Source organism: Arthrobacter oryzae, from assembly GCF_030812315.1.
Taxonomy (GTDB): domain Bacteria; phylum Actinomycetota; class Actinomycetes; order Actinomycetales; family Micrococcaceae; genus Arthrobacter; species Arthrobacter oryzae_B.
On sequence record NZ_JAUSSM010000001.1, the window covers coordinates 19,911 to 45,827 of the forward strand.

Sequence of the window (25,917 nt, forward strand, 5' to 3'; positions counted from 1 at the left end):
GGCGGGGCACGCGCCGCGCCCACCGGCCAGGCGGGCCGCCGAAGCAAGGGGTGCACGCCCGAGACGGTAACTTTGTACCTATGAAGTACGCCCAGTCCGTCCTGGACCTCATCGGCAAGACGCCGCTCGTAAGACTCAACCACGTAACTGATGGTGTCAAAGCCACCATCCTGGCGAAGGTGGAATACCTGAACCCGGGCGGATCCATCAAGGACCGCATCGCGGCGAAGATGATCGAAGAGGCGGAACGGGACGGCAAACTCCTCCCGGGCGGAACCATAGTTGAACCCACCTCAGGGAACACCGGTGTGGGCCTGGCACTCGTCGCCCAGCAGAAGGGCTACCGCTGCACCTTCGTGGTCCCGGACAAGGTGGGCGAGGACAAGCGCGCCGTCCTGCAGGCATATGGTGCCGAAGTGGTGGTGACTCCCACCGCCGTCGCCCCCGACAGCCCGCAGAGCTATTACAGCGTTTCGGACCGCCTCGTCACCGAAATCCCTGGCGCATACAAGCCGGACCAGTTCTCCAACCCCGCCGCCCCGGGAAGCCACTACGAAACCACCGGACCCGAGATCTGGCAGGACACCGACGGCCGGATAACGCACTGCGTGATCGGGGCAGGCACCGGCGGCACCATCACCGGAACGGGCAGGTACCTCAAGGAAGTTTCCGCCAACCGGCCCGAGGCCGACGGCGGACGCGTCCGGATCATCGGCGCCGACCCCGAAGGCTCCGTCTACTCCGGCGGAACCGGCCGGCCGTACTTCGTGGAGGGCGTCGGCGAGGACATGTGGCCGGCCAACTACGACAAAACCGTTCCGGACCAGGTGATTGCCGTCAGCGACGCCGAGTCCTTCGAGATGACCCGCCGGCTGGCCCGCGAGGAGGGCCTGCTGGTGGGCGGCTCATCCGGCATGGCCGTGGTTGCTGCCCTGCGCGTCGCCAAGGACCTGCCCGAAAGCGCCGTGGTGGTGGTGATCCTGCCCGATTCCGGGCGCGGCTACCTGGCCAAGATCTTCAACGACCAGTGGATGCGGTCCTACGGCTTTCTGTCCGGCGGCGAGGAATCCTCCGTTGGCGAGGTGCTCAAGTCCAAGACCGGGGAACTCCCGGAGCTGGTGCACATCCACCCGAACGAAACCGTCCGCGACGTCATCAACATCATGACCGAGTTCGGCGTCTCCCACATCCCGGTCCTGTCCCAGGAACCGCCGGTGGTCATGGGCGAAGTGCTCGGCGCCGTGGACGAACGGAGCCTCACCTCCAAGCTGTTCCGCGGCGAGGCGAAGCTGACGGACAAGATCTCCGAACACATGGGGGAGCGGCTGCCCGTGATCGGCTCGCTGGAGACCATCTCCGCCGCCCGCGAACTGCTCTCCGACGTCGACACGGTCATGGTCACGTTCGTCGGTGCACCGGTGGGCATCCTGACCCGCCACGACCTCCTCGCCTACCTCAGCCACTAGTCCTGTTTGCAAGCCCGACCGGCAGCCGAAAGGAACTTCATGTCTGTCTCTGAAAACCAAGGTTTCAACACCCGCGCCGTCCACGCCGGCCAGGCCTTCGAGCCGCGAACCGGCGCCGTGGTGCCGCCCGTGCACTTCTCCTCCACGTACGCCCAGGACGGCATCGGCGGGCTGCGCGACGGCTACGAGTACGGCCGCGGCACCAACCCCACCCGCGACGCCCTGCAGGAGCAGCTGGCGGCGCTCGAGGGCGGCTCGCACGCCTACTCCTTCAGCTCGGGCCTGGCCGCGGAAGACTCCCTTATCCGCGCACTCACCCGCCCCGGTGACCACATCGTGCTGGGCAACGACGCCTACGGCGGAACGTACCGGCTGATCAGCAGGGTCCTGGGGGACTGGGGCATCGGCAACACTCCCGTGGACATGGCAGACCTGGACGCCGTCGCCGCGGCCATCGCCGCCGGCGGAACGAACGGCGGCACAACCCGCCTCGTGTGGGTGGAGACTCCCTCCAACCCGCTGATGAAGATCACGGACATCGCAGCCCTCGCCAAACTGGCGCACGACGCCGGCGCCCTCCTGGTGGTGGACAACACGTTCGCTTCGCCCTACCTGCAGACCCCGCTGGCCTTCGGCGCCGACATCGTGGTGCACTCCACCACCAAGTACATCGGCGGCCACTCCGACGTCGTGGGCGGGGCGATCGTGGTCAACGACGCAGGGCTCGCCGAGAAGATCGGCTTCGTCCAGTTCGCCGTCGGCGCCGTGTCCGGTCCGATGGATGCCTTCCTCACCACCCGGGGGCTCAAGACCCTCGGCGTCCGGATGGACCGGCACAGCGACAACGCCCAGGCCGTGGCCGAGTGGCTGCTCGAGCGCCCCGAGGTGGAGGCCGTCCTGTACCCGGGCCTCCCGTCGCACCCCGGCCATGAGCTGGCCAGCAAGCAGATGAAGAAGTTCGGCGGCATGGTCTCCGTCCAGTTCAAGGGCGGCGAAGCCGCAGCCCGCACCGTCGCGGAGAACACGTCCGTGTTCACCTTGGCGGAATCACTGGGCGGCATCGAGTCGCTCATGAACTACCCCTCGGAAATGACGCACGCCTCCGTCAAGGGAACCGAGCTGGCCGTTCCGGTCAACCTGATCCGGCTCTCCTGCGGCATCGAGGACGTCGAGGACCTGATCGCGGACCTGGAGCACGCCTTCACCTTCATCGGGACGGGCAGCTAGCAGCCGGTGACCACCTCGCTTCGGGCGGTTTCGCCCACCACGCGCAGCTGGCTCGCGACGGCGACAGGCGCTGCCGCCGTCGTCGCCGCCCTTGTGGTTCTGTACTCGGCGTACATCCCGCTGATGAACGACTTCGAGGTGTACTACTACGGCGGCAGCCGGGTGCTGGAGACCGGCGAGAGCGGCGTCAACGAGCTCTACGCTCCGCGGGACGGGCTTCCGTTCACGTACCCGCCGTTTGCGGCGCTGCTGTTCGCGCTGCTGGCGACGCTCAGCATCGGTGCCAGCAGCCTTATTTTCATCACGACGGCGCTGGCCGGCGCCGCTGTTGTGTCGGCATGGCTGGCGCGGCACTACTTCGGGCTGCGCCGCTGGAAGGACGCCTTCGCCGACTGGCGGTTCCGTGCTGTGGCGCTCGCGGGGACGGCGGCGATCCTGCTGCTGGGCCCCTGGCGGGACACGTTCGACTTCGGCCAGATCAACATCATCCTGATGGGCCTGATCCTCGCGGACTTCGCCCTGTACGGAAAATCCCGGGCGGGCGAGCTCCGCTGGCCCGCGGGGCTGCTGATCGGTCTGGCGGCCGGGATCAAACTGACGCCGCTCGCGTTCGGCCTGTATTTCCTGGTGCGCCGGGACTTCAAGGCGCTCGGCTGGATGGCTGCGGGCTTCTTCGGTTCCATTGCGATGTCCTGGGCCGTCCTGCCGCACGCTTCGCTGACCTTTTGGACCAAGATCCTGCCGGACACGGGACGGATCGGCGGTCCCGGCTACGTGGACAACCTGTCCGTCAAGGGCCTGCTGCTCCACCTGGGCCTGCCGGACTCCGGAGTCACCAACGCGGTGTGGCTGGTGCTTTCACTGGCCCTCGTGGCCGTCGCCGCACTGGTCATCAAATGGGCTGTTGATGCGGATGAGAACTTCGTGGCGGTATCGGCCACCGCCGTCCTCATGCTGCTCATCAGTCCGGTCTCCTGGTCCCACCACTGGGTGTGGATGGCCGTGGCGCTGCCCTCCATGGCCTTTGCCCTGCACCGCATCCCGTCGAGGGACGGAAGGATGCGGCTGGCGGGCTGGATCATCGTGGCCGCCTCTGCGGTGGCCTTCTACCTGACACCCAAATACCTCGCCGTCATGGCAGGCGCGAACGAGTGGGGCAAGGACCCGCAGACTCAGTGGCAGCTCACGGTATCCAGCCTGGGCGTTGTATGCGGCGTTGCCATGCTGGCCTACTGGGCCCTGGCCTACCGTCCGACGAGGGCCACCCTCCGCTGAGGTTTTCACGCGGACGATCCTAGCTTTCTTGAAGAGAGTCAGCTAGGGTTTCCTGCATGGCACTCCGCTCTGACTGGTCCCAACGCACCTGCGCCATGGCCCGCGGCCTGGACATCCTAGGCGACCCATGGAGCATGCTGGTGCTCCGCGAAGTCTTCTTCGGCAATGGCCGCTTCGACGCCATGAAGAAACGGCTGATGGTGGCCGACTCCGTGCTCACCAAACGCCTCGCCGGCCTCGTGGACGACGGCCTCCTTGCCCGGAAACCGTACGACGACGGCGGCCGCACCCGCCAGGAGTATGTGCTCACCGAGAAAGGCGAGGATGCGCTGCCGGTGCTCAACGCCGTCGTAATCTGGGCAGAAAAGCACCTCCCGGCACCGTCCGCGCAGGCGCACATGTTCGTCATCCACTCCACCTGCGGCCAGCGGACGTCCTCCGCGGACAGCTGCACCGCCTGCGGTGAGCGGCTGACCGCGGAAAACACCAGCTGGCACAGCCTCACCCGCACGGCGGACCCCGTCCGGCTGGCCACCTCCACCTCACAGAACGGACCCGCGGCATGAGCGCTTCCGAAACCACCCTGCTGCCCACGCCCAAGAAGCGTATCCATCCCGCGTGGATCGTGGCCGCCGTCGCGTTCCTGGCCCTCGTGGGCGCGGCCGGCTTCCGGGCCGCCCCCGGCGTCCTGATGGTGCCGCTGCAGGACGAATTCGGCTGGTCCACCACCGTGCTGTCCGCGGCCGTCAGCATCAACCTGGTGCTCTTCGGCCTGACCGCACCGTTTGCGGCAGCGCTCATGGAACGGTTCGGCATCCGCGCAGTGACGTCCGTGGCGCTGGTCCTGATCGGCGCGGGCAGCGCACTGACCGTGCTGGTGAACCAGTCGTGGCAGATCCTGCTGACCTGGGGCCTGCTCATCGGACTGGGCACAGGGTCCATGGCGCTGGTCTTCGCCGCCACCATCGCCAACACCTGGTTTACTAAGAGCCGCGGCCTGGTGATCGGCATCCTGACTGCCGGGAGCGCCGCCGGGCAGCTGGTCTTCCTGCCCTTTATCGCCATGCTGGCCCAGGACCCCGGCTGGCGGCAGGCATCCCTGCTCATCGCCGCCGGCGCCCTGGCCGTGGTGCCGCTGGTGCTCAAATTCCTCAAGAACTCACCGGCCGACGCCGGAGTGCTGCCCTACGGCGCCGAGGCCGACCCGGCGGCGGACCCGTCCGCCGACTCCGACACGTCCGCCGTCGCCGGCTCAGGCACCGCGTCCGGCCCTGCTTCCGCCGCCGCCGCGGAAGCGGCCCCTTCCCCGGCGCCCAGCGGCAACGCCGCGGTCCGTGCGCTCCAGGTCCTCAAACGCGCCAGCAAGGTCCGGACCTTCTGGGCCCTGGTGGCCGGCTTCGCCATCTGCGGCGCCACCACCAACGGCCTTATCGGCACCCACTTCATCCCCTCCGCCCACGACCACGGCATGGCAGAGACCACCGCGGCGGGCCTGCTCGCCGTCGTCGGGATCTTCGACATCGTGGGCACCATCGCGTCCGGCTGGCTGACGGACCGCTTCAACCCGCGGATCCTGTTGGCGGTGTACTACCAGTTCCGCGGCATCGGGCTGCTGGTCCTGCCGCTGCTGCTGAGCGCCACGGTCCAGCCCAGCATGATTGTTTTCGTCGTGATCTACGGACTCGACTGGGTGGCCACTGTTCCGCCGACCGCCGCTATCTGCCGCCAGGTCTTCGGGGCAGACGGCAGTGTGGTGTTCGGCTGGGTCTTCGCCGCCCACCAGCTCGGTGCCGCCGCCGCGGCCCTGGCCGCCGGCGCCATCCGTGACGCCACGGGCCAGTACACCTATGCGTGGTTCGGTGCAGCCGCCATGTGCACCATCGCCGCCGTCATCAGCGCCACCATCCGCAGGGATGCCGGGGCGCGGGAGCCCGTCCTCGTGGCAGCCAGCCCCGCCGACCGCTGAGCACCGCTCCGCACTAACGCCCGGCGCGCTGTCTTCCAGGCAGTGGAGCCGCGTGGTTTTCCGCGCCAAACCGGTGCCACGCCGGAGCCGCGCAGCAGGGGACAGGGCCCCTGCTTCAGTAGGATGTGAGGACGAGGCGCCGAATCCGGCGCGAATCCGCCGGCACAACATCGCGATAGCGCGCAACGCGCCTTCAGTGGCGCCGCTCTGCAGGAACAACGTTTGGGGATACGGGATGGCACTGCTCGACGCCGAAAAGGAGATCGACGCCGCGACGCGGCACGACGCCGACAGGACACCCCGGCCACGCGCCGGGACCGCTGCAGCCTGGTACCGGAGCCGGCCGGCCCTGGGCATCTCCGGCGAGCTGGTGACGCTGCTGGCCGTGCTGGCTGCCGCCATGTTCATCACCTCAAGGCTCGATGCGTGGGGCGAGCATGGGCTCGACTTCAGCGTGTACTGGCACGGCGGCAAGATCCTCAACGAAGCCGGCCAGGCGCCGTCGAACCTCTACAGCCGGACCGTGGGCTGGGCCGGCGGACCGGAACTGCCGTTCACCTACCCGCCGTTCGCCGCCCTGCTGTTCAGCCTGCTGGCACGGCTGCCGGAAAAGTCGGCCCTGATGCTCTTCAATGCTGCCGGGGCGGCCGTGGCCGTGTGGGTCGCCGTGCGCGGCGTGCGGTACTGGAACGCCAAGCAGGACTGGCGCAGCACCTTCGGAGCCCCCGGGTTCAAGGCAACCTCCGGGTTCAAGGCAACCTCCGGGTTCAAAGTAACGCGGAACCGGTGGGGCGCCGTCATCTTGCTGCTGGCCGTCATCAACCTGGGGCCGTGGCGCGAAACCCTCGCGTTCGGCCAGATCAACATCCTGCTGATGGGAGTCATGGCGGCCGACCTCCTCGCCAGGAACCAGCGCTGGAACCAGGGTTTCCCCGGCCGCGGGTTCCTGGTGGGCATGGCCGCCGGCATCAAACTGACGCCGCTGGTCTTCGGACTGTACTTCCTGGTGCGGAAAGACTGGCGCGGGCTGTTCAACATGGCCGGCGGGTTCGCTTTCACCGTGCTGCTGGGGTTGCTGATGCGGCCGGTGGAATCGTTCCAGTTCTGGCTGGAGATCCTCCCGGACACGTCCCGGATCGGCGGGGCGGGCTATGTGGACAACCTTTCGATCAAGGGTGCGCTGCTGCATTTCGGTGTTCCCGAGGCCGGCGTCACAGTGCCCTGGATCCTGCTCAGCATGCTAGTGGTGGGCGTGGGGGCCATGGTCATCAAAGCCGCCAGCGACCAGGGCGCCAGGGTCGTGGCCATATCGGCAACTGCGCTCACCATGCTCCTCATCAGCCCTGTTTCCTGGTCCCACCACTGGGTCTGGATGGCGGCGGTGCTCCCCGCGTTCGCCTGGACCCTGCGCGAGACGCCGCACCGCCAGCTGGTGACTCGCTGGCTCATGGGCGGAGTCCTGGGGGCCTCGATCTTCGTGTTCTTCTTTTCCCCCAAGAGCATCGGCGAGGCCCTGGGAGCGGAGAACCTGGACTTCCAGACGCCCGAGCCCTGGCTCATGGCCTCAAGCGCCGGAGTGTTCTGCGCGGTGGCCATCCTGGCCTGCTGGCTCGTGGTGCTCCGGCGGAACTCGCTGGCTGAGGTGCCCGGATGAGCCGGACGGCACTGGTGACCGGCGTCGGCCGCCTGGCGGGAATCGGTGCCGGCGTTACCCGCCGCCTGGCAGCGGACGGCTGGGACCTGGTGCTGACGTACTGGCAGGACTACGACTCCCGGATGCCCTGGGGAGTCCAGCCGGACGACGTCGAACGCCTCCTGGCCGAGCTGGAAGCAACCGGCGCCCGCGTCGTTGCCCTGCCGGCGAATCTGGAGGACCCGCTGGCCGTGGACCGGCTCATGGCCGACGTGGCAGAACAGGTCGGGGCGCTGCAGGGCCTGGTGCTCAGCCACGCGGAGTCCGTGGACTCCGGTGTCCTGGACACCACGCTGGCGAGCTGGGAGCGGCATTTCGCCGTGAACACCCGGGCCAGCTGGCAGCTCATCGCGGCCTTTGCCAGGCAGACGGCGCACGACGGCGGCGCGATCGTTGCGCTGACCAGCGACCATACAGCGTTCAACCTGCCGTACGGTGCGTCCAAGGGAGCGCTGGACCGGACGGTCATTGCCGCGGCAAGGGAGCTGGGCCCGCTCGGCATCACGGCGAATGTGCTCAATCCCGGACCCGTGGATACCGGCTGGATGGACGAGGAACTGCGTCTGGAACTCGCCCGCCGCCAGCCCGGCGGACGGCTCGGAACCCCCGCGGACGTGGCGGGGACGGTGGCGTTCCTGCTCTCGCCCGAGGGCCGCTGGGTGTCCGGTCAACTGATCAAGGCCGACGGCGGCTTCTCGGCCTAGCTCCCCGCACCCGGGTCCCAGCCCAACTAGCTCGCAGTTAACGTCGTCAAAAGCGCTTTTGACGACGTTAACTGCGAGCTAGTTGGGAGGGGTTACCGGAACGCGCCGATGCCGGTGATGTGCTGGCCCAGGATCAGGGTGTGGACCTCGTCGGTGCCCTCGTACGTGCGTACCGACTCGAGGTTGGCGGCGTGCCGCAGCGGCGAGTAATCCAGGGTGATGCCGTTGCCGCCCAGGATGGATCGGGCCTCCCGCGCGATGGCCAGGGCCTCACGGACGTTGTTCAGCTTGCCGAGGGAGATCTGCTCGGGCTGCAGGGTACCTGCGTCCTTGAGCCGGCCCAGGTGAAGGGCGAGCATGGTGCCCTTCTGGACCTCCAGGAGCATGTTCACCAGCTTCTCCTGGGTGAGCTGGTATCCGGCCAGCGGCCTGCCGAACTGGAGCCGCTCCTGTGCGTACTTCAGGGCGACTTCATAGGAATCGCGGGCGGCACCCATGGCACCCCAGACAATCCCGTACCGCGCCTCGTTGAGGCAGGTGAAGGGGCCGCGCAGTCCACGGGCACCCGGCAGCAGCGCCTCGGGTCCCAGCCTCACGCCGTCGAACGCCACATCGCACTGGATCGAGGCGCGCATCGAAAGCTTGCGGCCGATCGGCGTCGCCGTGACCCCGGGCGTGCCAGCCGGCACCAGGAAGCCGCGCACGCCGTCGTCGGTCATGGCCCACACCACCATGACCCCCGCAACGGACGCGAGTCCGATCCAGCGCTTGGCGCCGTCCAGCACCCAGGCGGCGTCGTCCCCGGACCCGTCGCGGCGGGCCACAGTCGTCATCGAGGACGGGTCGGATCCCGCGGTGGGTTCGGTTAGGGCGAAGCAGCCGATCACCTCTCCGGCGGCCATCCGGGGGAGCCACTCCTGCTTCTGGTCCTCGGACCCCCACCGGTGGATAGCGGTCATGGCCAGGGATCCCTGGACCGATACGAAGGTGCGGATTCCGGAGTCCCCGGCCTCCAGTTCCATCGCGGCAAGGCCGTATTCGACGGCGGAGCGGCCCGGGCAGCCGTAGCCCTCCAGATGCATTCCGAGGACGCCCAGTTCGCCGAGTTCGGGGGCCAGGTCGAGCGGAAACACGGCGTCGTCATACCAGCGGGCGATGTCCGGCTTGATCCGTTGCTCCGTGAAGTCGCGGATCCGTTCCCGGACCGCAAGCTCCGCAGGGGTCAGCAGGGCATCCAGTGCCAAGACGTCGGAGGGGTCCGAAACGGCGGGAACGTCAGCAGCGTTGCTCATTGGAGCATCCTACGGGTTGCCCCTACCGGTTGCTCGGCACCGGCCGCTGTGCCAGGAAGTAGCCCCGCGTGGCGGGGGCGAAACGGCACACCGCGGCCAGCACCACGCCCAGCGCCAGCAGGACCACGCCGCTGACGAACGCGCCGCCCACACCAAAGATTTCCGTGTCGCCATAGGCCGGGTCCCACATCTGCACGGCGGAAATGAAGAACGCTGCGGTCAGCATCAGCGCGCCGAGCAGCGGCAGTATGCCCCGGAACCAGAGGTTGCGGGCGGAATCGCGCAGGGTGCCGCGGAAGAACCAGAAGCACGCGAAACCGGTCAGCGCGTAGTAGAACGCGATGAACAGGCTGATCGCGCTGATGGAGTCGGAGAGCAGGTTCTGGCTCAGGAAGCTCATGGCCACGTAGTACACGACGGCGGCGGCTCCCATCACCTGCGTGGAGAACCCCGGCGTCTGGTTGCGCTCGTGGACCTCGCCGAACTTGGCCGGCAGTGCACCGTGCACGCCCATGGACAGCGTGCCGCGGGCGGTGGGAAGGATGGTGGTCTGGGTCGAGGACAGCACCGAAGCCAGCACTGCCACGACGATCAGCCAGCCCCAAGGCCCCAGCACCACGTCCTTCATGGCCAGGAAGACGTCATCCTGGTTCTCGGCGTTGCCCAGCCCGATCCCGTCCGTGCCCACGGTGGCATACATCATCACCAGCAGGGCCACGGAGACGTAAATGGCCACCAGCACGAAGGCGGAGATGACGGCGCCGCGGCCGGGGGTCTTGGCAGGGTTCTCGGTTTCCTCATTCACGGCCAGGCAGGTGTCCCAGCCCCAGTAGATGAAGAGTGCGAGCAGCGCCCCGTGCACCACCGCGCCCGGATCAGCGAAGGCCCCGGCCGGGTTGAACCACTCGATGTCGAAGGCCTGCCCCTCGGGGGCGCCGCCCGCGATCCGGAAGATGATGGCAAGGGCGAATATGCCCAGCGAGACATACTGCACGTACGTCAGGACGCGCTGGACGTGCTCGCCCAGCCGGATGCCGCGGTAGTTCACCAGGGTCATAAAGACGATGAACACCACGCCCGTGGCCGTCACCACCAGGTCGTTTTCGGCCAGTGAACCGTCACCGATCAGCAGCCACAGGTATTGCCCGGCCACCTGCGCCAGGTTGGCGAGGACCACAATGCCGGCCAGGGCAACGCCCCAGCCGCCCAGCCAGCCGGCCCAGGGACCGAACGCCCGGCGGGCCCAGATGAAGGTGGTACCGCAGTCCGGCATCGCGCTGTTCAGTTCCCGGAAGGCGTAGGCGATGAAGAGCACCGGCACGAAACCAAGAAGCAGGATCAGCGGCGTGTAGTTGCCGTTGACCGCGACAATCAGGCCCAGCGTGGCCGCCAGCGAATAGACGGGTGCGGTGGAGGCCAGCCCCAGCATGACGGAGTCGCCGAGGTCCAGGATGCCGGCGTGCAGCCCCTTGGATGGAACTTCCGCCGTCGGCGTCCCTGTGGTCATAGTGCGATCCCTGCTTTGCTGGAGGAGGCCGAGGCGGCCTGGACTGAAGGAGGCGCCGGAGAGTCGATGGTGTTGGGGACGAACCGGCAGAAGTAATCGGTGATGGGGCCGTCGGACTCGCGGATGCCGCAGCCAACGGACTCGCCGTCCACCACCCACAGGCCCAGGACGGGATGGTTGCCGTCGAAATCGGGCAGGGAATGGAATTGCTGGTAGCACCAGCCTTCGCGCCCGTAGCCGCCCGGCTGCTCCATATTGATGCCGGCGGCATGGATCTTGATGTTGTCCCCTTCACGGCCGTGCAGCGGCTTGGCCACCCATTCCTTCAGGGGGCCGGGCTCGTGGAGATACGCCGGGAGCAGGTTCGGGTGGTCCGGGTAGAGGTGCCACAGTGCCGCCAGCAGCGCCTTGTTGGACAGGAGCATCTTCCAAGCCGGCTCCACCCAGCGCGGGTTGTGGGCACGCTGCAGCAGGCGCTGGCCGAACGGCTCCTTCATCATCAGTTCCCACGGATACAGCTTGAAGATGGTGCTGATCATGAAGTTGTCCAGGTCCACAAAGCGGTTCAGGTTGGGGTCCCAGCCGATGTCCGACATATTGATGCCGATGGTGGTCCAGCCGCCCTGGCCTGCGACGTCGCGCATGTAGGCGGCGGTCATCCAGTCCTCGCCGGACTGCTCCGCTTCCGAGTGCGCAATGTGCAGGGTGCTCATGCCGGTGCGGTACTGCAGCTTCTTCCACTGCCGGATGAGGGCTTCGTGGATGCCGTTCCACTGGTCCTTCTCCGGGAACACATCCTGCAGCCAGAACCACTGTGCCACGGACGCCTCGATCAGGCCGGTGGGGGTGTCCGCGTTGTACTCGAGCATCTTCGCGGGGCCGCCCCGGCCGTCGTACACGAAGTCGAAGCGGCCGTAGATGTCCATGTCGCCGGCCTGCAGCGATTCCGCGGCGAGTTCAAGCGCCTGCGGCCCGATTCCGATGTTGCCCATGGCCCCGGTAGCGAGGTATTTGGCCGCTTCAAGGCACATCAAATGCATGTCCTCGGCGGTCTTCTCGAGGGTTTCCACCTCATCCATGGTGAATTCGTAGTACGCCGATTCGTTCCAGTACTCGATCTTCTTGCCGTCCGGCATGGTGGTGGTGGAAAAGACCAGCCCCTGTTCCTCGATCTTCTGCTTCCAGTCGGGCCTGGGGGTTGCCTGCAGTCGCCTCACGCCCTAGCCACCTGTGCTTCCACCCTTGGAGCTGCTGCCGAAGCCGCCCCTGCTGACCGTTCCGCCCTTGGTGCTGTAGCCTTTGGACGTTTTGGCCCCCTGCGGGACGGTCTTGGTGAAGCCGGTGTATTGCGAGCGGTTCTGCCCGACGGCCGGGACGCTGGCGCCGCGCGAGTAGAAGTACCAGGCATAGATGGCTGAGCTCCGCCCGGCACTGCTGCTGTTGTCGCACTGGGTGTCTTCCACGCGCTCGCCGGTTTCGTCGTTGAAGCAGACCTGCGCGTAGTCGGCCTCCGCTTCGTTGCTGGCCACGATGGCGGTGATGGTGCCCGCCAGCAGGGCAGTAACGCCGAGTCCGACGACGACGGTACGGCGCTGCGAGCGCTTCTTGCGTGCCGCTGCCTCCCGTTCGCGTTCGCGTTCGAAGGGGTCGATCACCGGACCCGGACCGGTTCCAGGCGCTGGGACCGGGCCCGGTCCTTGACCGGGTCCAGCTGCCGCGCCCTTCTGGCGCCGTCCGGCTTTTCTTCCAGCTTCGGGTTGTGCGCCTGGCGCTGCTGAACCGCCAAGCAAGTCCGGACGGAGCTCCGGTTTCGGGACCTGCCACGGCGGCAGTTGGCCGCTGGCAGGATCGTGCGGCTGCGGCGTGAAATCTTCGGGGGAGGTCATCCAGCCGGGCTCGGACGCATCCGGCCCGGACGTACCCGGCCCGCCGGGCGCCGCTGACCCGCCGTCCGGTCCCTGCGGTCCGGAACGGGTGTTCTTCGGATCCTTCTTTGGATCCTTTGAAGGATCCTTATTCGGGTCCTGCGGCTCCATGGGTCCCCCTTGGTTGTCCATGCTGAATCTGTGACCTGCCACGCGCCCCAATGCCGCGTGGCCATGTGCATGGCCATGCGCGTGCAACGGGCATGGCAAGGCACAGTTGTGTAAATCCTGAAGTCAGCCTAGTGCCTGAAGGGAGGTCCTGGTAACGGAAAACGGGGGAGAACTGCCCATGCCAAGATGGAGCCATGGCTGCAGTTGAACCCGCCCGTTCCAGCGCCCCGCGCTCCGGCCCCGCCGGTTACGGGACGGCACACTCGGCGCTTCAGGGTATTGGGCGGAGCCGCTTCGTCTTCGGCATGGTCCTCGCCGTGCTCCTGCCCCCTGCCGTGGAAGTCCTCGTAACGCTGGCGGGGTACCGGAATTTCAGCATCATCATGCTGCTGCATCTGGCCGTGGCCGTGGCAGTGGCTGCCATCGGGGGACTGTGGCCCGCTGTCGTGGCAGCTGTCCTGGGCACAACGCTCCTCAATTATTTCTCCGCGGATCCCGTGGGCTCGCTGTCCATCGCCGATCCCTCCACGTTGTTCACTCTTCTGGTGTTCCTGGCGGTCGCCTGCAGCGTTGCCCTCGCGGTCGGCCTGGCGACCCGCCGGGCTGAGGAAGCCGCGAGGTCCGGGGCCGAAGCCACCGCACTGAGCGAGCTTTCCCTGCGGATCCTCAGTTCCGACGGCAGCCTGGAGACGTTCCTTGAGAAGGTCCGCGGCCGGCTGGCCGTGGACGCCGTCACCCTGCTGGCCGGAAGCGGCCCGGCCGCCGCGGCCGGCCCGCCCGGAACGGGGTCCTCCACGGGCAGCCGCCCGGGGCGCGGGCAGGGCAGCAATACGGAGTGGGCCGTGGTTGCCAGTGCCGGGACCAGCCCGCCGGTGACCCATGCGGCCGCCGACCACACCGCCGTCGTCGATTCCCGCTACACGCTGCTGATCAACGGCGGGCCGCCGGCCGGCCAGCCCTTTTCCGGCCAGCATCAGCGGATGCTGGCCGCCTTCGGCGCATTCCTGGTGGCCATCCTGGAACGCCGGCAACTGGTGGCGAGCATGCAGGACAACCAGCGTCTCTCCGAGGGCAACAAGATGCGCACGTCCATCCTGAGGGCCGTCAGCCACGACCTGCGTACACCGCTGGCCGGGATCAAGCTGGCGGTCAGCAGCCTCCGCCAGGAGGATGTGCGGTTTTCCCCGGAGGATGAACGGGAACTGCTCGCCACCATCGAGGATTCAGCCGACCGCCTGGACCACCTGATCGGCAACCTCCTGGACATGTCCCGGATCACGGCTGACTCCGTCAACCCGCTCCTGGGCGGACTGGGGTGGGCGGACGTGCTGCCGGAGGCGCTAAGGGGATTGCCCGCGGGGCGGATCCGGGTGGAACTGCCGCCCAACCTTCCCCGGGTGGAGGCCGACGCCGGGATGCTGGAGCGCGTGGTGGCCAACCTGGTGGAGAACGCACTCAAATACGCGCCGGATGCCGATGTGGTGCTGACGGCGCGCGCGGGGGAGGGGATCGCGCTCGCGGGCCGGCCCGCGAGCGAATTCCGCGTGGTGGACCAGGGGGCGGGTGTGGCCCCGGCGGCTGTGCTGGACATGTTCCGGCCGTTCCAGCGGCTCAACGATTCCCAGCGCACGGACGCGGGCCGCAACGTAGGGATCGGGCTTGGCCTTGCTGTGGCCAACGGCTTCACCGAAGCCATGGGAGGAACCCTGGCAGCGGAGCCGACGCCGGGCGGCGGGCTGACCATGGTGGTCACCTTGCCGCTGTGGGAGGGTCCGCTGCCGTGACACTGGTGCTGATCATCGAAGATGAGGCACAGCTGGCCCGTGCCATGCAGATCAACCTCCGCGCGCACGGCTACCAGGCAATCACTGCAGGCTTCGGAGCGGACGGACTGAAGCTGGCCGCCCAGCATCCCGTGGACATCGTGGTGCTGGACCTCGGGCTGCCGGATATGGACGGAGTTGACGTGATCCGGGGGATCCGGGGCTGGAGCTCCGTGCCCATTATCGTGCTGTCCGCCCGCCACGCCTCGGAGGACAAGGTGGACGCCCTCGACGCCGGGGCGGACGACTACGTGACCAAGCCGTTCGGACTCGACGAACTCCTGGCGAGGCTGCGGGCGGCGTCCCGGCGCTCGCCCGCGCAGCGCGATGCGCCCACGGTGGAAACCGCGGACTTCGTGGTGGACCTCGCCGCCCGCAAGGTGGTCCGGGACGGAAAGGAAATCCGCCTCACCCCCACGGAATGGAACATCCTCGAACTGCTGGTCCGCAATGCGGGAAAGCTGGTCAGCCAGCAGCAGCTCCTCACCCAGGTCTGGGGGCAGGCGTACGCGAAGGAGACCCAGTACCTTCGCGTCTACCTGGCCCAGCTACGGCGCAAACTGGAGCAGGACCCGGCCAACCCGCGCCACCTGCACACGGAGGCAGGCATGGGCTATCGCTTCGATCCGTGAAGCGGTCATTGCCCTGCCCGCCTACACTGGTGCCATGGACACCGCATCTGTGCTTGCCGTCTGCCGGGTACACCAGCTTCTTAGCGATGAGGGAAGCGTGGGCGTCACGGCCATCGACAAACGTGCCGTCGACGGCCCGGTCAAGGTTCACAAGCTCGGACTCCACGGGGACATCCAGGCCAGCCGCATCCACCACGGCGGGGTGGACCAGGCGCTGTACGCCTATTCACAGGACGACGCCGACTACTGGGTGGGTGAACTGCAGCGCGAACTGCCGCCCGGGATTTTCGGCGAGAACCTGCGCGTCGCCGGCATCGGCACCACCACCGCGGTGATCGGCGAACGGTGGAAGATCGGCCTTGATGTCGAAGTCGAGGTCACGTCCCCCCGTGTTCCCTGTGCCACGTTCCAGCGCCGCATGGACGAGTCCCAGTGGGTCAAGCGTTTCACCGAAGCAGGCCGGGTGGGCACGTACCTTCGCGTCATCAGGACCGGGACCATCCGTGCCGGCGACCATATCCACCGGCTGTTCGTTCCCACCCACGGCGTGACCGTCGGCAAGTGGTTCAGCGAAGGCACCGTCGAAGATATGGAAGCGCTGCGGGATGCAGACGCGGACGGCGAGATCCGCCTGCAGCCGGAGTTCCACGACGAATTCGAGAAAATCCAGCGGCGCCTCGGCGTCTAGTTCCACCGGTTTGGGACGGGCCGTGACACCCTTGTGCCCCCGAGGATGCCACCTTGTGCATCCCCGTGTTCAGCACATGTGCGCAACGTCACCGCCCCCGGGCGGCCGGCGGGTTAGTGCAACGCGGAACCATGCCTTACACTTGAAATATCCCCCACTCCGGAAATCCCTTATTCCTGCCCAATTTTTGAGGCAGGACTGGCAAGTGTTGGGGCCCGCACAAGCGATGCGGGCATTTTCATAGGGAGAGCCGGCTAAAGAAAACGCTGTACAGACTGCTGGGATAGCAGCCAAGAGATGCAGCGGGAAGTCCTGCCACGGGATTGCGAAAGCGCCGGACTTCTACGTGACCGGCCGGTCAATGTCTGCCCGGCGTCCAAACGGCACATGTACTGCGGCTCCGCTCACCTCGGGTTGTGCCGCCTGGCCCCCTATGGATGAGGAAAACTCCCCTATGCCCGAAAATCACAACGACGCCACCGCCGAAGCCGTAACCGTCGAGACCGCCGCCGAAAACGCTACTCCTGTAGCCGGCGCTGCCCCCGTTTTCACCGAAGCCTCCGCAGCCGCTGAAGCGCCTGCCGCCGAAGAAGCCCCGAAGGCTGAAGAGGCTCCCAAGGCTGAAGAGGCTCCCAAGGCTGAAGAAGCTCCCAAGGCTGAAGAAGCCCCCAAGGTTGAAGAAGCCCCCAAGGCTGACCCGGCCAGCGGCGAAGCTGACACTGAAGCCGAAGGCATCCGCTTCGTGGACCTCGGCATCGATCCCCGCGTCCTTGCAGCCTTGCAGGATGTCGGCTACGAGAAGCCTTCCCCCATCCAGGCAGCAACCATCCCGCTGCTGCTTGAAGGCCGCGACGTCGTGGGCCTCGCCCAGACCGGCACCGGTAAGACTGCAGCATTCGCAGTACCGGCACTGTCCCGCCTGGCCGAGCTCCACGACCTCAACGGCCCGTCCCGCAAGACCCAGGCACTGGTCCTGGCCCCGACCCGCGAGCTCGCGCTCCAGGTTGCCGAGGCCTTCACCTCGTACGCCAAGCACATCGATGACTTCACGGTCCTCCCCGTTTACGGCGGCTCCGCCTACGGCCCCCAGCTCGCCGGCCTGCGCCGAGGTGCCCAGGTCGTTGTCGGTACTCCCGGCCGTGTGATCGACCACATCTCCAAGGGTTCCCTGGACCTGTCCGAACTCCAGTACCTGGTGCTGGACGAGGCCGACGAAATGCTGCGCATGGGCTTCGCCGAGGACGTGGAGCAGATCTTCCAGCAGACCCCGTCGGACCGCCAGGTGGCACTGTTCTCGGCCACCATGCCGAGCCAGATCCGCCGCATGTCCAAGCAGTACCTGAACAACCCGGCCGAGATCTCGGTGAAGTCCAAGACCACCACCGGCGCCAACACCCGTCAGCGGTACCTGCAGGTCATGGGCCCGCACAAGCTCGACGCCCTGACCCGCATCCTCGAGGTTGAAGAATTCGACGGCGTCATCGCCTTCGTGCGCACCAAGATGGCCACCGAGGACCTGGCTGACAAGCTGAGGTCACGCGGCTTCCAGGCTGCCGCCATCAACGGCGACATCCCGCAGCAGCAGCGCGAGCGGACTGTCGACGCGCTGAAGGAAGGCCGCATCGACATCCTGGTGGCCACCGACGTCGCGGCCCGCGGCCTTGACGTTGAGCGCATCAGCCACGTGATCAACTACGACATCCCGCACGACACCGAGTCCTACGTCCACCGCATCGGCCGCACCGGCCGTGCAGGCCGCAGCGGCGACGCCGTGCTGTTCATGACCCCGCGGGAAAAGTACCTGCTGCGTTCCATCGAAAAGGCAACCCGCCAGCCGGTGGAGCAGATGCACCTGCCCACGGCCGAGACCGTCAACACGCTGCGCCTGGGCAAGTTCGCCGAGCGCATCACGGAGACCCTCGAGTCCGAAGACGTAGCAGCGTTCCGCGACCTGATCGCGTCCTACGAGGAAGAGCACAACGTTCCGGCTGCAGAGATCGCTGCCGCACTGGCCGTTATGGCGCAGGGCGGACAGCCGCTCCTGGTCAAGGAACTGCCTGCTGCCCCCGAGTTCCAGAAGCGCGAACGCGCCAAGGACGGCTTCGGATCACGCGGCCCGACCCGCACGCTCACCGAGGGCAACGCCACCTACCGGATCGCCGTCGGACGCCGCCAGCGCGTCATGCCGGGTTCCATCGTTGGCGCCATTGCCAACGAGGGCGGCATTTCCTCGGCCCAGATCGGCGGCATCGACATCCGCTCGGATCACTCCCTCGTGGAGCTTCCGGCGGACCTCAGCCCCGAGCAGCTGCGCGCCCTGTCCCGCACCCGGATCGGCGGCGAGCTGATCCACCTCGAGCTGGATAACGGCCGCAAGCCGTCCGGTGGCGGCGGCGAGCGTGGCGGCTACCAGGGCAACCGTGGCGGCGACCGCGGCGGTTACTCCGGCGGCGACCGTGGCGGCAACTTCAAGGGCAACGGCGGGTTCAAGAAGGAATTCCGCAAGAGTGACGGCGAGCGTTCCTCTGCTGACCGCGGCGGCCGTTCGTACAGCGACCGTTCGGAGCGCAGTGTTGGTGCCGACAGCGGCGCCACCCGCGGCCAGGCCAGTGACTCCCGCTTCGGCGGCCACGGTGACGGCTCACGCAAGCCCCGCCACGGCAACGAAGGCGGACAGCGGGACTTCAACCGCAAGGGCAAGTGGTAACGACTAGCAACACCATGCACTAAGAACGGGCCGGCAATCAGCCGGCCCGTTCTTGTCTTAATCCGGCCTCGGTGTTCGCTTCGTCACATCGGCGCTCCGGAGACCGCCGCGGGGACCCCGGGCGGCTGCCTCAGGCCCGGATTTCCGGGCTTTTCGGCGGATTTTCCCGCTTCGCGGGCCGGCTCTGCCGCCGATTTGTTGGGAGCGGAATCTTCCGGTAGAGTATTTACTCGTTGCCCCCCTAGCTCAGTGGTAGAGCGCGTTCTTGGTAAGAACGAGGTCACCGGATCGATTCCGGTGGGGGGCTCTGAATGAGGGCCTGTGTCAAGGCGGTTTTGACCGGCTTGATGCAGGTTTTTCTCATTCGTGGCGGTGTAGCTCAGTTGGTTAGAGCGCACGACTCATAATCGTGAGGTCGGGAGATCGAGCCTCCCCACCGCTACCAGGCAGAACCCCCGGAATCCTAAAGATTCCGGGGGTTCTTTTGTTTTGCAGCCGTTGGGGTGTCCCCGCAGCCCGGACCGTGACAACCGGCCTGTTTCGCCGTAGCTTTGCAGCACCAAGCGGATGGGGATCTCGGTGGACTTTGAAACAATCATGCTTCCGTTCCAGTGGCTGGTTTCCATCATCATGGTGGGCTTCCATGAGGGGTTGAGCGCCAGTGGGCTGCCGGCGGCCGACGGCTGGACATGGACGCTTTCCATCGTTGGACTGGTGCTGGTCATCCGTGCCGCCCTGATCCCAGTGTTCCTGAAGCAGCTTGACGCCCAGCGCCGCATGCGGCTGCTCCAGCCGGACCTGAAAAAGCTCCAGGAAAAATACCGCGGCAAGACCGACCAGCTCTCCCGCCAGGCCATGGCGCAGGAACAGATGGCCATGTACAAGAAGCACGGCACCAACCCGTTCTCGGCCTGCCTGCCCATGCTCATCCAGGTGCCGTTCTTCCTTGCCCTGTTCCAGGTGCTCTCGGGTATCAGCACCGCGGCCCGCCAGGACGAAGGCATCGGTGCCATGAGCCATGAGCAGGTGGTGCAGTTCGATCAGTCCAGCATCTTCGCCGCCCCGCTCTCCGCGTCCGTGCTCCACGGCACGCCCCCGGGCGGCAACGTGGTGGCGGTCTGGATCCTCTCGATCGTGATGATCCTCGCGATGACGGCAGCGCAGTTCATCACCCAGAAGCTGATCATGGCTCGGACCATGTCCGACGAGGCCATGGCTACTCCATTCATGCGCCAACAGAAAGCGATCCTCTACGTCCTGCCGGTCATCTTCGGCGCCGGCGGAATCGTGTTCCCCATCGGCGTCCTCATCTACTGGACCACCACCAACCTCTGGACCCTTGCGCAGCAGTACTTCGTCGAGCGTGCGGTTGGCCACGGTCGGTCTTCCTAGGATCGGACCGGCAGGCATTAGCCGAGAAAATTCTGTAACCCTTGGGTGCGTGCCGGAAACAATACAGATGACAGGCGGCTCAGGACACTACATCAGGGGGAACCGTGCTTTCCGAGCGTGAATTGGCGTTCATCGCCATACACAAAGACAGCTACGCAGGCGTTTTCAGGTTCGTCCGCCGAAGGGTGGAATCCCCGGAAGTGGCCGAGGAAATCGCTGCGGACGTCTTCCGGGTGGCGTGGCAGAAGTGGGCAGATGAACCACGGACGGATATCGCATGGCTCCTCACCGTGGCCCGGAACCTGATTGGGAATGCGTACCGGAGCCGTGACCGTCAGCAGGCGCTGCAGGAGAAACTGCGCGCCGCCGCTGTGCTGGCCGGCGGGCATGGATCCGAAATCGTCGCCGTGCATGATGCCATGGCCGCGTTGCGGGAGAAAGACCGGGACATTCTCCAGTTGGCCTACTGGGACGGGCTGGACACGCCGGAAATAGCCGGCGTGTTGGAGTGCAGCGAGTCGGCGGCCAAAGTCCGGCTGCACCGGGCGCGGGCCGCGTTCCGGAAACAGATGCCTGCGGGCGCCGAAAAGATGACACAGAGGATGGGTGCCTGAGATGGATCCGATCAAGAACACTATTTCCGCGGCGGATCCGTTGCACAAGGATCCGTCTGCACCCGATGGCGAAGAGGCGCTTCGCCGCATCCTGTCCGAACCGGCCGCGTTCAGCGATCGCCTCCCTGCGGGTGAAACTTCCCTCGCGGAACGCAGGCTGCGGCGGGCCCGGTTGGCCGGTGTGGTCACCTTGGCCGCGGCAGCTGTCACCGTGGGTGTCCTCGCAGCCACCAACCTTGGTCCGCTGACTTCCGCGCCCGGGCCGGCGGGCACCGTCACTGCATCGGAAACACCAGCGCCGAGTGCATCGGAAATGCCGACGCCGCCCGCGTCGGTGGTGCCGCCGCCTGCGGAGAACACCACGACCGTACCGCCTCACGGCGAGCCTTCGCCGACGGGGACGCCGCCCCAGGCGGCACCCCGCCAGACGTTCGTCTTCCCCGACGGGCACATTTCCTTTGCCTACCCTGACGGTTGGAGTGTCCGGACGGAGCAGGGACCTTACCTGACCGAGGAGGCTAAGGCCGGCTCCGTGTACGCGGTGGTGCTTGACGGTTCCGGCTCCGAGGTGGCGCGGGTCCTCAGCGGGATGTATGGCGACGGGGCCGCGGGCAGCGTCAAGCGTACCGTCCTTGACCATGCGCCCGTGCCCGGGATCACCGACGCCTCGGGGATCCCCGCCGAGTTTGGCTTCGCCTCAGACCAGGTCCTCCCTGTCTCCTATCCCGGGATGCCGGAACCCGCGAAGCCCGCGGACAGTTCCTCCCTCTACTACTTCATGGACGTCCGGCTCGCCCGTGAGTTCCTTCCGGGGCAGACCCAGTCCGGAACCAACCAGATTCCCTTACCGAACGGCGTCATGTCTGCCTACGTTGTGTTCGACTTCGAAAAGCAACCCGTCTTCGCCACCCCTGATGCCGCGAAAGCCTGGATGGCCAGCGAACAATACGCCCAGCTGAAGGCTCTGCTGCTCAGCCTGACCTACTCGTAGCCCGATCCCCGGGCCTGCGGGCACCAGATCCTCCCACCCGCTCCGGGTGGGAGGATCTGCTTGATTAAGCCTATTGCGAGTGACAGTGCGGGCACTGGGCCGTTGCGACAGAATGGGTCAATGACGCGCATCGCAATCATCGGCGGCCACGGCAAAGTGGCTTTGGAACTGTCCAGAATCCTCGCAGCGGACGGTGAGGACGTCACGTCCTTCTTCCGCAACCCGGACCATACGCAGGACGTCGCGGCGACAGGCGCCACGCCGTCGGTCCTTGACGTTGAAAAGTCGACGACGGCGGAACTCGCCGGCGTCCTCCGTGGCCATGACGCCGTGGTGTGGTCCGCCGGTGCCGGCGGCGGCAACCCCGACCGCACCTATGCGGTGGACCGGGATGCCGCCATCCGGTCAATGGACGCGGCGGCGGAGGCCGGCGTCGGACGCTACGTCATGGTGTCCTACTTCGGTGCAGGACCGGACCACGGAGTCCCCGCGGACAACAGCTTCCACGCCTACGCCGAGGCGAAGGCCGCCGCGGACCAGTACCTGCGCGGAACGGATCTGGCCTGGACCATCCTGGGCCCCGGGTCCCTGACAGACGGGCCGGGCAACGGGCTGATTGACGTCGACCCGGCCGACACCTCTGCAGGCACCGCCACTTCACGCGCCAACGTGGCACTCGTGACGGCTGCCGTCCTCGGGTTGCCGGAAACTGCCGGCCGCACCATCGAATTCCGGGACGGCACCCTGCCTGTCGCCGCGGCCCTGGAGCCCGCCCCTAAGCGGGAGTAACACCCGCCCGCACCCGATATCGTGGAGGAGGCGCCTGCGCATCCCCGCCGGCGCCTCCACTTCGGGGAAAGTGAGCACATGGACCAGCTGGCACTCATTGTCGGACTCCTGCTTGCCACTGTGGTGGCCGTGGGTCTGGGGGACCGGCTCCGGCTGCCCTATCCGGTGCTCATGCTGATCCTGGCGGCGTCGCTGACCTTCATCCCCGGGTTCCCGGAAATGGACATCTCGCCCGAGCTGATCCTGCCCATCTTCCTTCCGCCGCTCCTGTTCGCGACGGCCCAGCGCAGCTCGTGGGCCGTGTTCAGGGTCCGCTGGCGCACCCTGATGATGCTGGCGGTGGCCCTGGTGATCGTGTCCACGGCTGCTGTGGCCGGGGCGGCATGGCTCATGATCCCGGGAATCGGGATCCCTGCCGCCATCGCCCTGGGAGCCATGGTGGCCCCGCCGGACCCGGTGGCCGTGGAATCCGTGGCCGGCCGGGTCCACATGCCCCGCCGGCTCATCACCGTCCTGCAAAGCGAGGGCCTCTTCAACGACGCGGCCGCCATCGTCATCTTCCAGGCCGCCGTTGCCGCCGCGGTGTCCGGCAGCCGGATTGGGCCCGACGTCGTCCTCAAGTTCCTGGTAGGGGCCGCGGTCGCAGTGCTGGTCGGCGTAGCGATGGGCTGGATCACGGCGCTGATCACGCGGCTCGTGGCGTCCATGGTGGCGCGCAGCGCCGTCACCCTCGTGGTGCCCTTCGCGGCCTACATCCTCGCCGAAGAGGTGCACGCCTCCGGCGTGATCGCCGTCGTCGTCACCGCGCTGGAGATGCAGCGCCACTCCCGGCCCCAGGATGCCGCCGAAAGGGTCACGCGCACGGCCTTCTGGGACGTTGTGGAGCTCCTGGTGACCGGGCTGGCCTTCGGGCTGGTGGGACTGGAAATCCGCCACGTCATCCACGACGAAGGCACCGAAATCTTCGGGATGATCGGGACCGCAGTGGTGGTGTGCGTCATCGTGCTCGTCGTCCGGTTCCTATGGCTTGGCCTTTTGGCGGCCTCGGCGCGAAAGAACAGCAACCTGCTGCAGCCCACCTCGGCCAAGGAGGTCCTGATCCTCACCTGGTGCGGCATGCGCGGCCTCGCCACACTGGCCCTTGCACTGGCCCTGCCGCTGACCTTGGCGGACGGCACACCTTTCCCGGCGCGTGACCAGCTGCTGGTCATCGCCTGCGCCGTGCTGATGGCCACCCTGGTGCTGCCCGGCCTGACGCTTCCCTGGCTGATGAAGGTCCTCAAGGCCACCGGTGACGGTTCGGAGGAACGCGACGCCGCCCGGGTGCTGGCCAAGCGCGCGCAGCAGGCCGCCGTCGCCGCCCTGAAGGACCATGACCTCATGAAGGAGCTGCCGCCGGAGAAGGTGGCACTGGTCAAGGAGAAGATGACGAGGCTGCACGCCGAGCTCCTGGACGGAAGCCTCCGGAACGAAAGCGTGGGGGAGAAACGCAAGCGCGGCCGCGAGCTGGCCATCGCCGTGCAGACCATTGCGCTCGATGCCGCCCGCCAGGAAGTGGTGGCGGCCCGGAACGAACCGGACATGGACCCGGAAGTCGCGGACCGCGTGCTCCGCCAGCTGGACCTGCGCACCATGATCATGCCGGAGTAGATCAGCGCGAACGGACACCTGAGGCCCAGGATTCTCGGGCCTCAAGTGTCCGTTCGCGCTACTCCCGAAGATGCCTAGGCAGGGGCCGCGAGCTCCAGGTCAAGGGTGTTTTTCTCGACATAGTCCAGGGCGCACCGCACGGCACCCACGGTCACGATTGAGTCGCCCAAGGGAGAAACCGCCACCGTCGGGGGAGTGGCCGTGAACTCTGTCAGCCGCCTGGCGATCGGTTCAAGGAGCACGCCTGCCGAGTTTGCCACCGCTCCTCCGATGACCACCAGCTCGGGGTTGATCATGGTGGCCACGGCCCCGATGACCCTGGCCATCCTATCGGCCAGCCGGTCGAGGATTTTCAGGGCAACGGCATCGCCGGCGGCGGCGGCGGCAAAAACATGCTCCGCTTCGACGCCTGCGCCGGAGTGCTCACGGAGCGAGGTTTTCGCCTTCCCGGCAAGGGCGTCGGCGGCCCACCCCCTTGCCAGGGACGCGATGCCGAACGTGTCGCCCACGCCTTCAAGCATGTCCAGGAACGCAAGCTCTCCGGCACCGCCCCCGCGGCCGTGCAGCAGCCGCCCGCCGTCGATCACTCCCGAACCCAGGCGTTCACTGGCCAGGATGACCACGACGTCGTCCACGCCGGCGGCCGCCCCGCGCCATCGGTCGCCCAGGGCGGCGAGGTTGGCGTCGTTTTCCAGCAGCACCGTCCACCCCCGCCGGTCCAGCAGCGCCGCCTTCAGGCCGACGTCGAACAGTCCCCAGAAGTGCTGGGTTACCAGCACGTCGCCGTTGCGATCCACCGGTGCCGCGATGCCGGCGCAGACGGCGAGCACGGAGTCCGGGGAGGCCCCCACGCCGTGCAGGGCCATCATGGCGGTCCGGTCAATGACGGCGATCCGTTCTTCCGCGGAAATTTCCGCACCGGCGAACGGCTGGCTGGACCGGCCCAGGGCTTTGCCGCGGAGATCGGACACCACCACCGTCGCCTTGGAGATGCCCACGTCCATGCCCAGGACGTAACCTGCGCGCTCGTTGAGCTCGAACCGGCGCGCCGGCCGGCCTTTCTGGTAGCCGCCAAAGGCCCGCTGATTCTCCAACTCCGTGATCCAGCCGCGCTGCATGAGGTCCTCGCACACGGAAATGGCGGTGGCCCGGGTGAGTCCGGTGGCTTCCATGACTTCCGTGACCGTCACCGCCTGCGAGGCACGCATGAATTCCAGCACTGCTCCAGCGCTCACGCGCCGTAGCAGTTGGGGCGTTGCCGCAGTCACTTCAGACATGGTGTTGACCTCTCTGTGCTTTGCACCACATAATACTTGAGGAACTAAATTTAGATTCCATATAAACTTGCCCATGTGGACCGGACGGCCGCCGACCACTGGGTTTACTTCCAGCCCTTCACTCACCCTTTTGCAAAGGAGCAACTGTGAACCGCATCCTGAAGCACTGCCCGCCCGGACCCCGGCAA

General features: G+C 67.0%; 20 protein-coding genes, 2 tRNA genes and 1 pseudogene. 18 read left to right on the forward strand and 5 right to left on the reverse strand.

Going from position 1 to position 25,917, the window contains the following annotated elements; genetic code table 11:
• Positions 1-80: 80 nt before the first annotated feature.
• From J2S97_RS00110 to J2S97_RS00140, 7 genes are all read left to right on the forward strand, one after another.
• The gene (locus tag J2S97_RS00110; protein WP_307045426.1) at positions 81-1,466 is read left to right on the forward strand and encodes a cystathionine beta-synthase; all 1,386 of its coding nucleotides are present in this window, start codon (positions 81-83) and stop codon (positions 1,464-1,466) included.
• 39 nt (positions 1,467-1,505) lie between these two features.
• Positions 1,506-2,693, forward strand: coding sequence for a cystathionine gamma-synthase (locus J2S97_RS00115; RefSeq protein WP_307045428.1), 1,188 nt, complete (start codon positions 1,506-1,508; stop codon positions 2,691-2,693).
• A gap of 6 nt (positions 2,694-2,699) precedes the next feature.
• On the forward strand, positions 2,700-3,968 hold the full coding sequence (locus J2S97_RS00120; protein WP_307045430.1) for a glycosyltransferase 87 family protein: 1,269 nt from the start codon (positions 2,700-2,702) through the stop codon (positions 3,966-3,968).
• A 56-nt stretch (positions 3,969-4,024) separates the two neighbouring features.
• Entirely contained in the window at positions 4,025-4,534 is a 510-nt protein-coding gene (locus J2S97_RS00125; RefSeq protein ID WP_307045432.1) for a winged helix-turn-helix transcriptional regulator, read from the forward strand.
• Positions 4,531-5,934, forward strand: a complete 1,404-nt coding sequence (locus J2S97_RS00130) for an MFS transporter (RefSeq protein ID WP_307045434.1) — start codon at positions 4,531-4,533, stop codon at positions 5,932-5,934. Before J2S97_RS00125 ends, J2S97_RS00130 begins: the two co-directional genes overlap by 4 nt.
• Before the next feature lie 235 nt (positions 5,935-6,169).
• Positions 6,170-7,588, forward strand: a complete 1,419-nt coding sequence (locus J2S97_RS00135) for a glycosyltransferase 87 family protein (RefSeq protein WP_307045437.1) — start codon at positions 6,170-6,172, stop codon at positions 7,586-7,588.
• On the forward strand, positions 7,585-8,331 hold the full coding sequence (locus J2S97_RS00140) for an SDR family oxidoreductase (RefSeq protein ID WP_307045439.1): 747 nt from the start codon (positions 7,585-7,587) through the stop codon (positions 8,329-8,331). Before J2S97_RS00135 ends, J2S97_RS00140 begins: the two co-directional genes overlap by 4 nt.
• A 92-nt stretch (positions 8,332-8,423) precedes the next feature.
• Here J2S97_RS00140 and J2S97_RS00145 read toward each other — a convergent pair whose 3' ends face one another.
• The 4 genes from J2S97_RS00145 to J2S97_RS00160 are packed head-to-tail and all read right to left on the reverse strand — an operon-like array spanning position 8,424 to position 13,166.
• Positions 8,424-9,623 carry an acyl-CoA dehydrogenase family protein gene (locus J2S97_RS00145; protein ID WP_307045441.1) on the reverse strand — a complete coding sequence of 400 codons (1,200 nt, stop codon included), beginning with the start codon at positions 9,621-9,623 and terminating at the stop codon, positions 8,424-8,426.
• Between the two features lie 22 nt (positions 9,624-9,645).
• Complete coding sequence (locus J2S97_RS00150) at positions 9,646-11,130, reverse strand: APC family permease (protein ID WP_307045443.1); 1,485 nt, start codon at positions 11,128-11,130, stop codon at positions 9,646-9,648.
• On the reverse strand, positions 11,127-12,347 hold the full coding sequence (locus J2S97_RS00155) for a glutathionylspermidine synthase family protein (RefSeq protein ID WP_307045445.1): 1,221 nt from the start codon (positions 12,345-12,347) through the stop codon (positions 11,127-11,129). Before J2S97_RS00155 ends, J2S97_RS00150 begins: the two co-directional genes overlap by 4 nt.
• Before the next feature lie 3 nt (positions 12,348-12,350).
• The gene (locus J2S97_RS00160) at positions 12,351-13,166 is read right to left on the reverse strand and encodes a Tat pathway signal protein (protein WP_373460471.1); all 816 of its coding nucleotides are present in this window, start codon (positions 13,164-13,166) and stop codon (positions 12,351-12,353) included.
• Positions 13,167-13,360: 194 nt separating this feature from the next.
• Here J2S97_RS00160 and J2S97_RS00165 point away from each other — a divergent pair, with 194 nt between their 5' ends.
• The 11 genes and pseudogenes from J2S97_RS00165 to J2S97_RS00215 all read left to right on the forward strand — a co-directional run bounded on the left by J2S97_RS00165 (position 13,361) and on the right by J2S97_RS00215 (position 24,452).
• Entirely contained in the window at positions 13,361-14,950 is a 1,590-nt protein-coding gene (locus tag J2S97_RS00165; protein WP_307045447.1) for a sensor histidine kinase, read from the forward strand.
• On the forward strand, positions 14,947-15,621 hold the full coding sequence (locus J2S97_RS00170; RefSeq protein WP_307046515.1) for a response regulator: 675 nt from the start codon (positions 14,947-14,949) through the stop codon (positions 15,619-15,621). Before J2S97_RS00165 ends, J2S97_RS00170 begins: the two co-directional genes overlap by 4 nt.
• Positions 15,622-15,655: 34 nt before the next feature.
• Positions 15,656-16,309 (forward strand): MOSC domain-containing protein, encoded by a 654-nt coding sequence (locus tag J2S97_RS00175; protein WP_307045449.1) that lies wholly within the window; start codon positions 15,656-15,658, stop codon positions 16,307-16,309.
• Positions 16,310-16,763: 454 nt separating this feature from the next.
• Positions 16,764-19,016: a DEAD/DEAH box helicase gene (locus J2S97_RS00180; RefSeq protein WP_307045451.1), complete on the forward strand. Its 2,253-nt coding sequence runs from the start codon at positions 16,764-16,766 to the stop codon at positions 19,014-19,016.
• Between the two features lie 235 nt (positions 19,017-19,251).
• Positions 19,252-19,323 (forward strand) — tRNA-Thr (locus tag J2S97_RS00185).
• Between the two features lie 61 nt (positions 19,324-19,384).
• A tRNA-Met gene (locus J2S97_RS00190) sits at positions 19,385-19,461 on the forward strand.
• 122 nt (positions 19,462-19,583) lie between these two features.
• A pseudogene (gene yidC / locus J2S97_RS00195) lies at positions 19,584-20,381 on the forward strand (membrane protein insertase YidC); the annotation flags it as partial.
• A 131-nt stretch (positions 20,382-20,512) separates the two neighbouring features.
• On the forward strand, positions 20,513-21,022 hold the full coding sequence (locus J2S97_RS00200; protein ID WP_307045453.1) for an RNA polymerase sigma factor: 510 nt from the start codon (positions 20,513-20,515) through the stop codon (positions 21,020-21,022).
• Position 21,023: 1 nt separating this feature from the next.
• A complete protein-coding gene (locus J2S97_RS00205) occupies positions 21,024-22,013 on the forward strand; it encodes a hypothetical protein (RefSeq protein ID WP_307045455.1) in 990 nt (329 codons plus the stop codon).
• A 120-nt stretch (positions 22,014-22,133) separates the two neighbouring features.
• Positions 22,134-22,802, forward strand: coding sequence for an SDR family oxidoreductase (locus J2S97_RS00210; RefSeq protein WP_307045457.1), 669 nt, complete (start codon positions 22,134-22,136; stop codon positions 22,800-22,802).
• 78 nt (positions 22,803-22,880) lie between these two features.
• Entirely contained in the window at positions 22,881-24,452 is a 1,572-nt protein-coding gene (locus J2S97_RS00215; RefSeq protein ID WP_307045458.1) for a Na+/H+ antiporter, read from the forward strand.
• A 74-nt stretch (positions 24,453-24,526) separates the two neighbouring features.
• On the opposite strand, the gene J2S97_RS00220 is transcribed toward J2S97_RS00215, so the two are convergent.
• A complete protein-coding gene (locus J2S97_RS00220) occupies positions 24,527-25,729 on the reverse strand; it encodes an ROK family protein (protein WP_307045460.1) in 1,203 nt (400 codons plus the stop codon).
• Positions 25,730-25,917: the final 188 nt, after the last annotated feature.

Coding starts and splice junctions, on each gene's coding strand:
- J2S97_RS00220 (WP_307045460.1), bottom strand. CDS start 25,729: ATGTCTGAAGTGACTGCGGCAACGCCCCAACTGCTACGGCGCGTGAGC.
- J2S97_RS00175 (WP_307045449.1), top strand. CDS start 15,656: ATGGACACCGCATCTGTGCTTGCCGTCTGCCGGGTACACCAGCTTCTT.
- J2S97_RS00110 (WP_307045426.1), top strand. CDS start 81: ATGAAGTACGCCCAGTCCGTCCTGGACCTCATCGGCAAGACGCCGCTC.
- J2S97_RS00210 (WP_307045457.1), top strand. CDS start 22,134: ATGACGCGCATCGCAATCATCGGCGGCCACGGCAAAGTGGCTTTGGAA.
- J2S97_RS00160 (WP_373460471.1), bottom strand. CDS start 13,166: ATGGAGCCGCAGGACCCGAATAAGGATCCTTCAAAGGATCCAAAGAAG.
- J2S97_RS00165 (WP_307045447.1), top strand. CDS start 13,361: ATGGCTGCAGTTGAACCCGCCCGTTCCAGCGCCCCGCGCTCCGGCCCC.
- J2S97_RS00205 (WP_307045455.1), top strand. CDS start 21,024: ATGGATCCGATCAAGAACACTATTTCCGCGGCGGATCCGTTGCACAAG.
- J2S97_RS00150 (WP_307045443.1), bottom strand. CDS start 11,130: ATGACCACAGGGACGCCGACGGCGGAAGTTCCATCCAAGGGGCTGCAC.
- J2S97_RS00130 (WP_307045434.1), top strand. CDS start 4,531: ATGAGCGCTTCCGAAACCACCCTGCTGCCCACGCCCAAGAAGCGTATC.
- J2S97_RS00115 (WP_307045428.1), top strand. CDS start 1,506: ATGTCTGTCTCTGAAAACCAAGGTTTCAACACCCGCGCCGTCCACGCC.
- J2S97_RS00140 (WP_307045439.1), top strand. CDS start 7,585: ATGAGCCGGACGGCACTGGTGACCGGCGTCGGCCGCCTGGCGGGAATC.
- J2S97_RS00135 (WP_307045437.1), top strand. CDS start 6,170: ATGGCACTGCTCGACGCCGAAAAGGAGATCGACGCCGCGACGCGGCAC.
- J2S97_RS00180 (WP_307045451.1), top strand. CDS start 16,764: ATGCCCGAAAATCACAACGACGCCACCGCCGAAGCCGTAACCGTCGAG.
- J2S97_RS00145 (WP_307045441.1), bottom strand. CDS start 9,623: ATGAGCAACGCTGCTGACGTTCCCGCCGTTTCGGACCCCTCCGACGTC.
- J2S97_RS00125 (WP_307045432.1), top strand. CDS start 4,025: ATGGCACTCCGCTCTGACTGGTCCCAACGCACCTGCGCCATGGCCCGC.
- J2S97_RS00215 (WP_307045458.1), top strand. CDS start 22,881: ATGGACCAGCTGGCACTCATTGTCGGACTCCTGCTTGCCACTGTGGTG.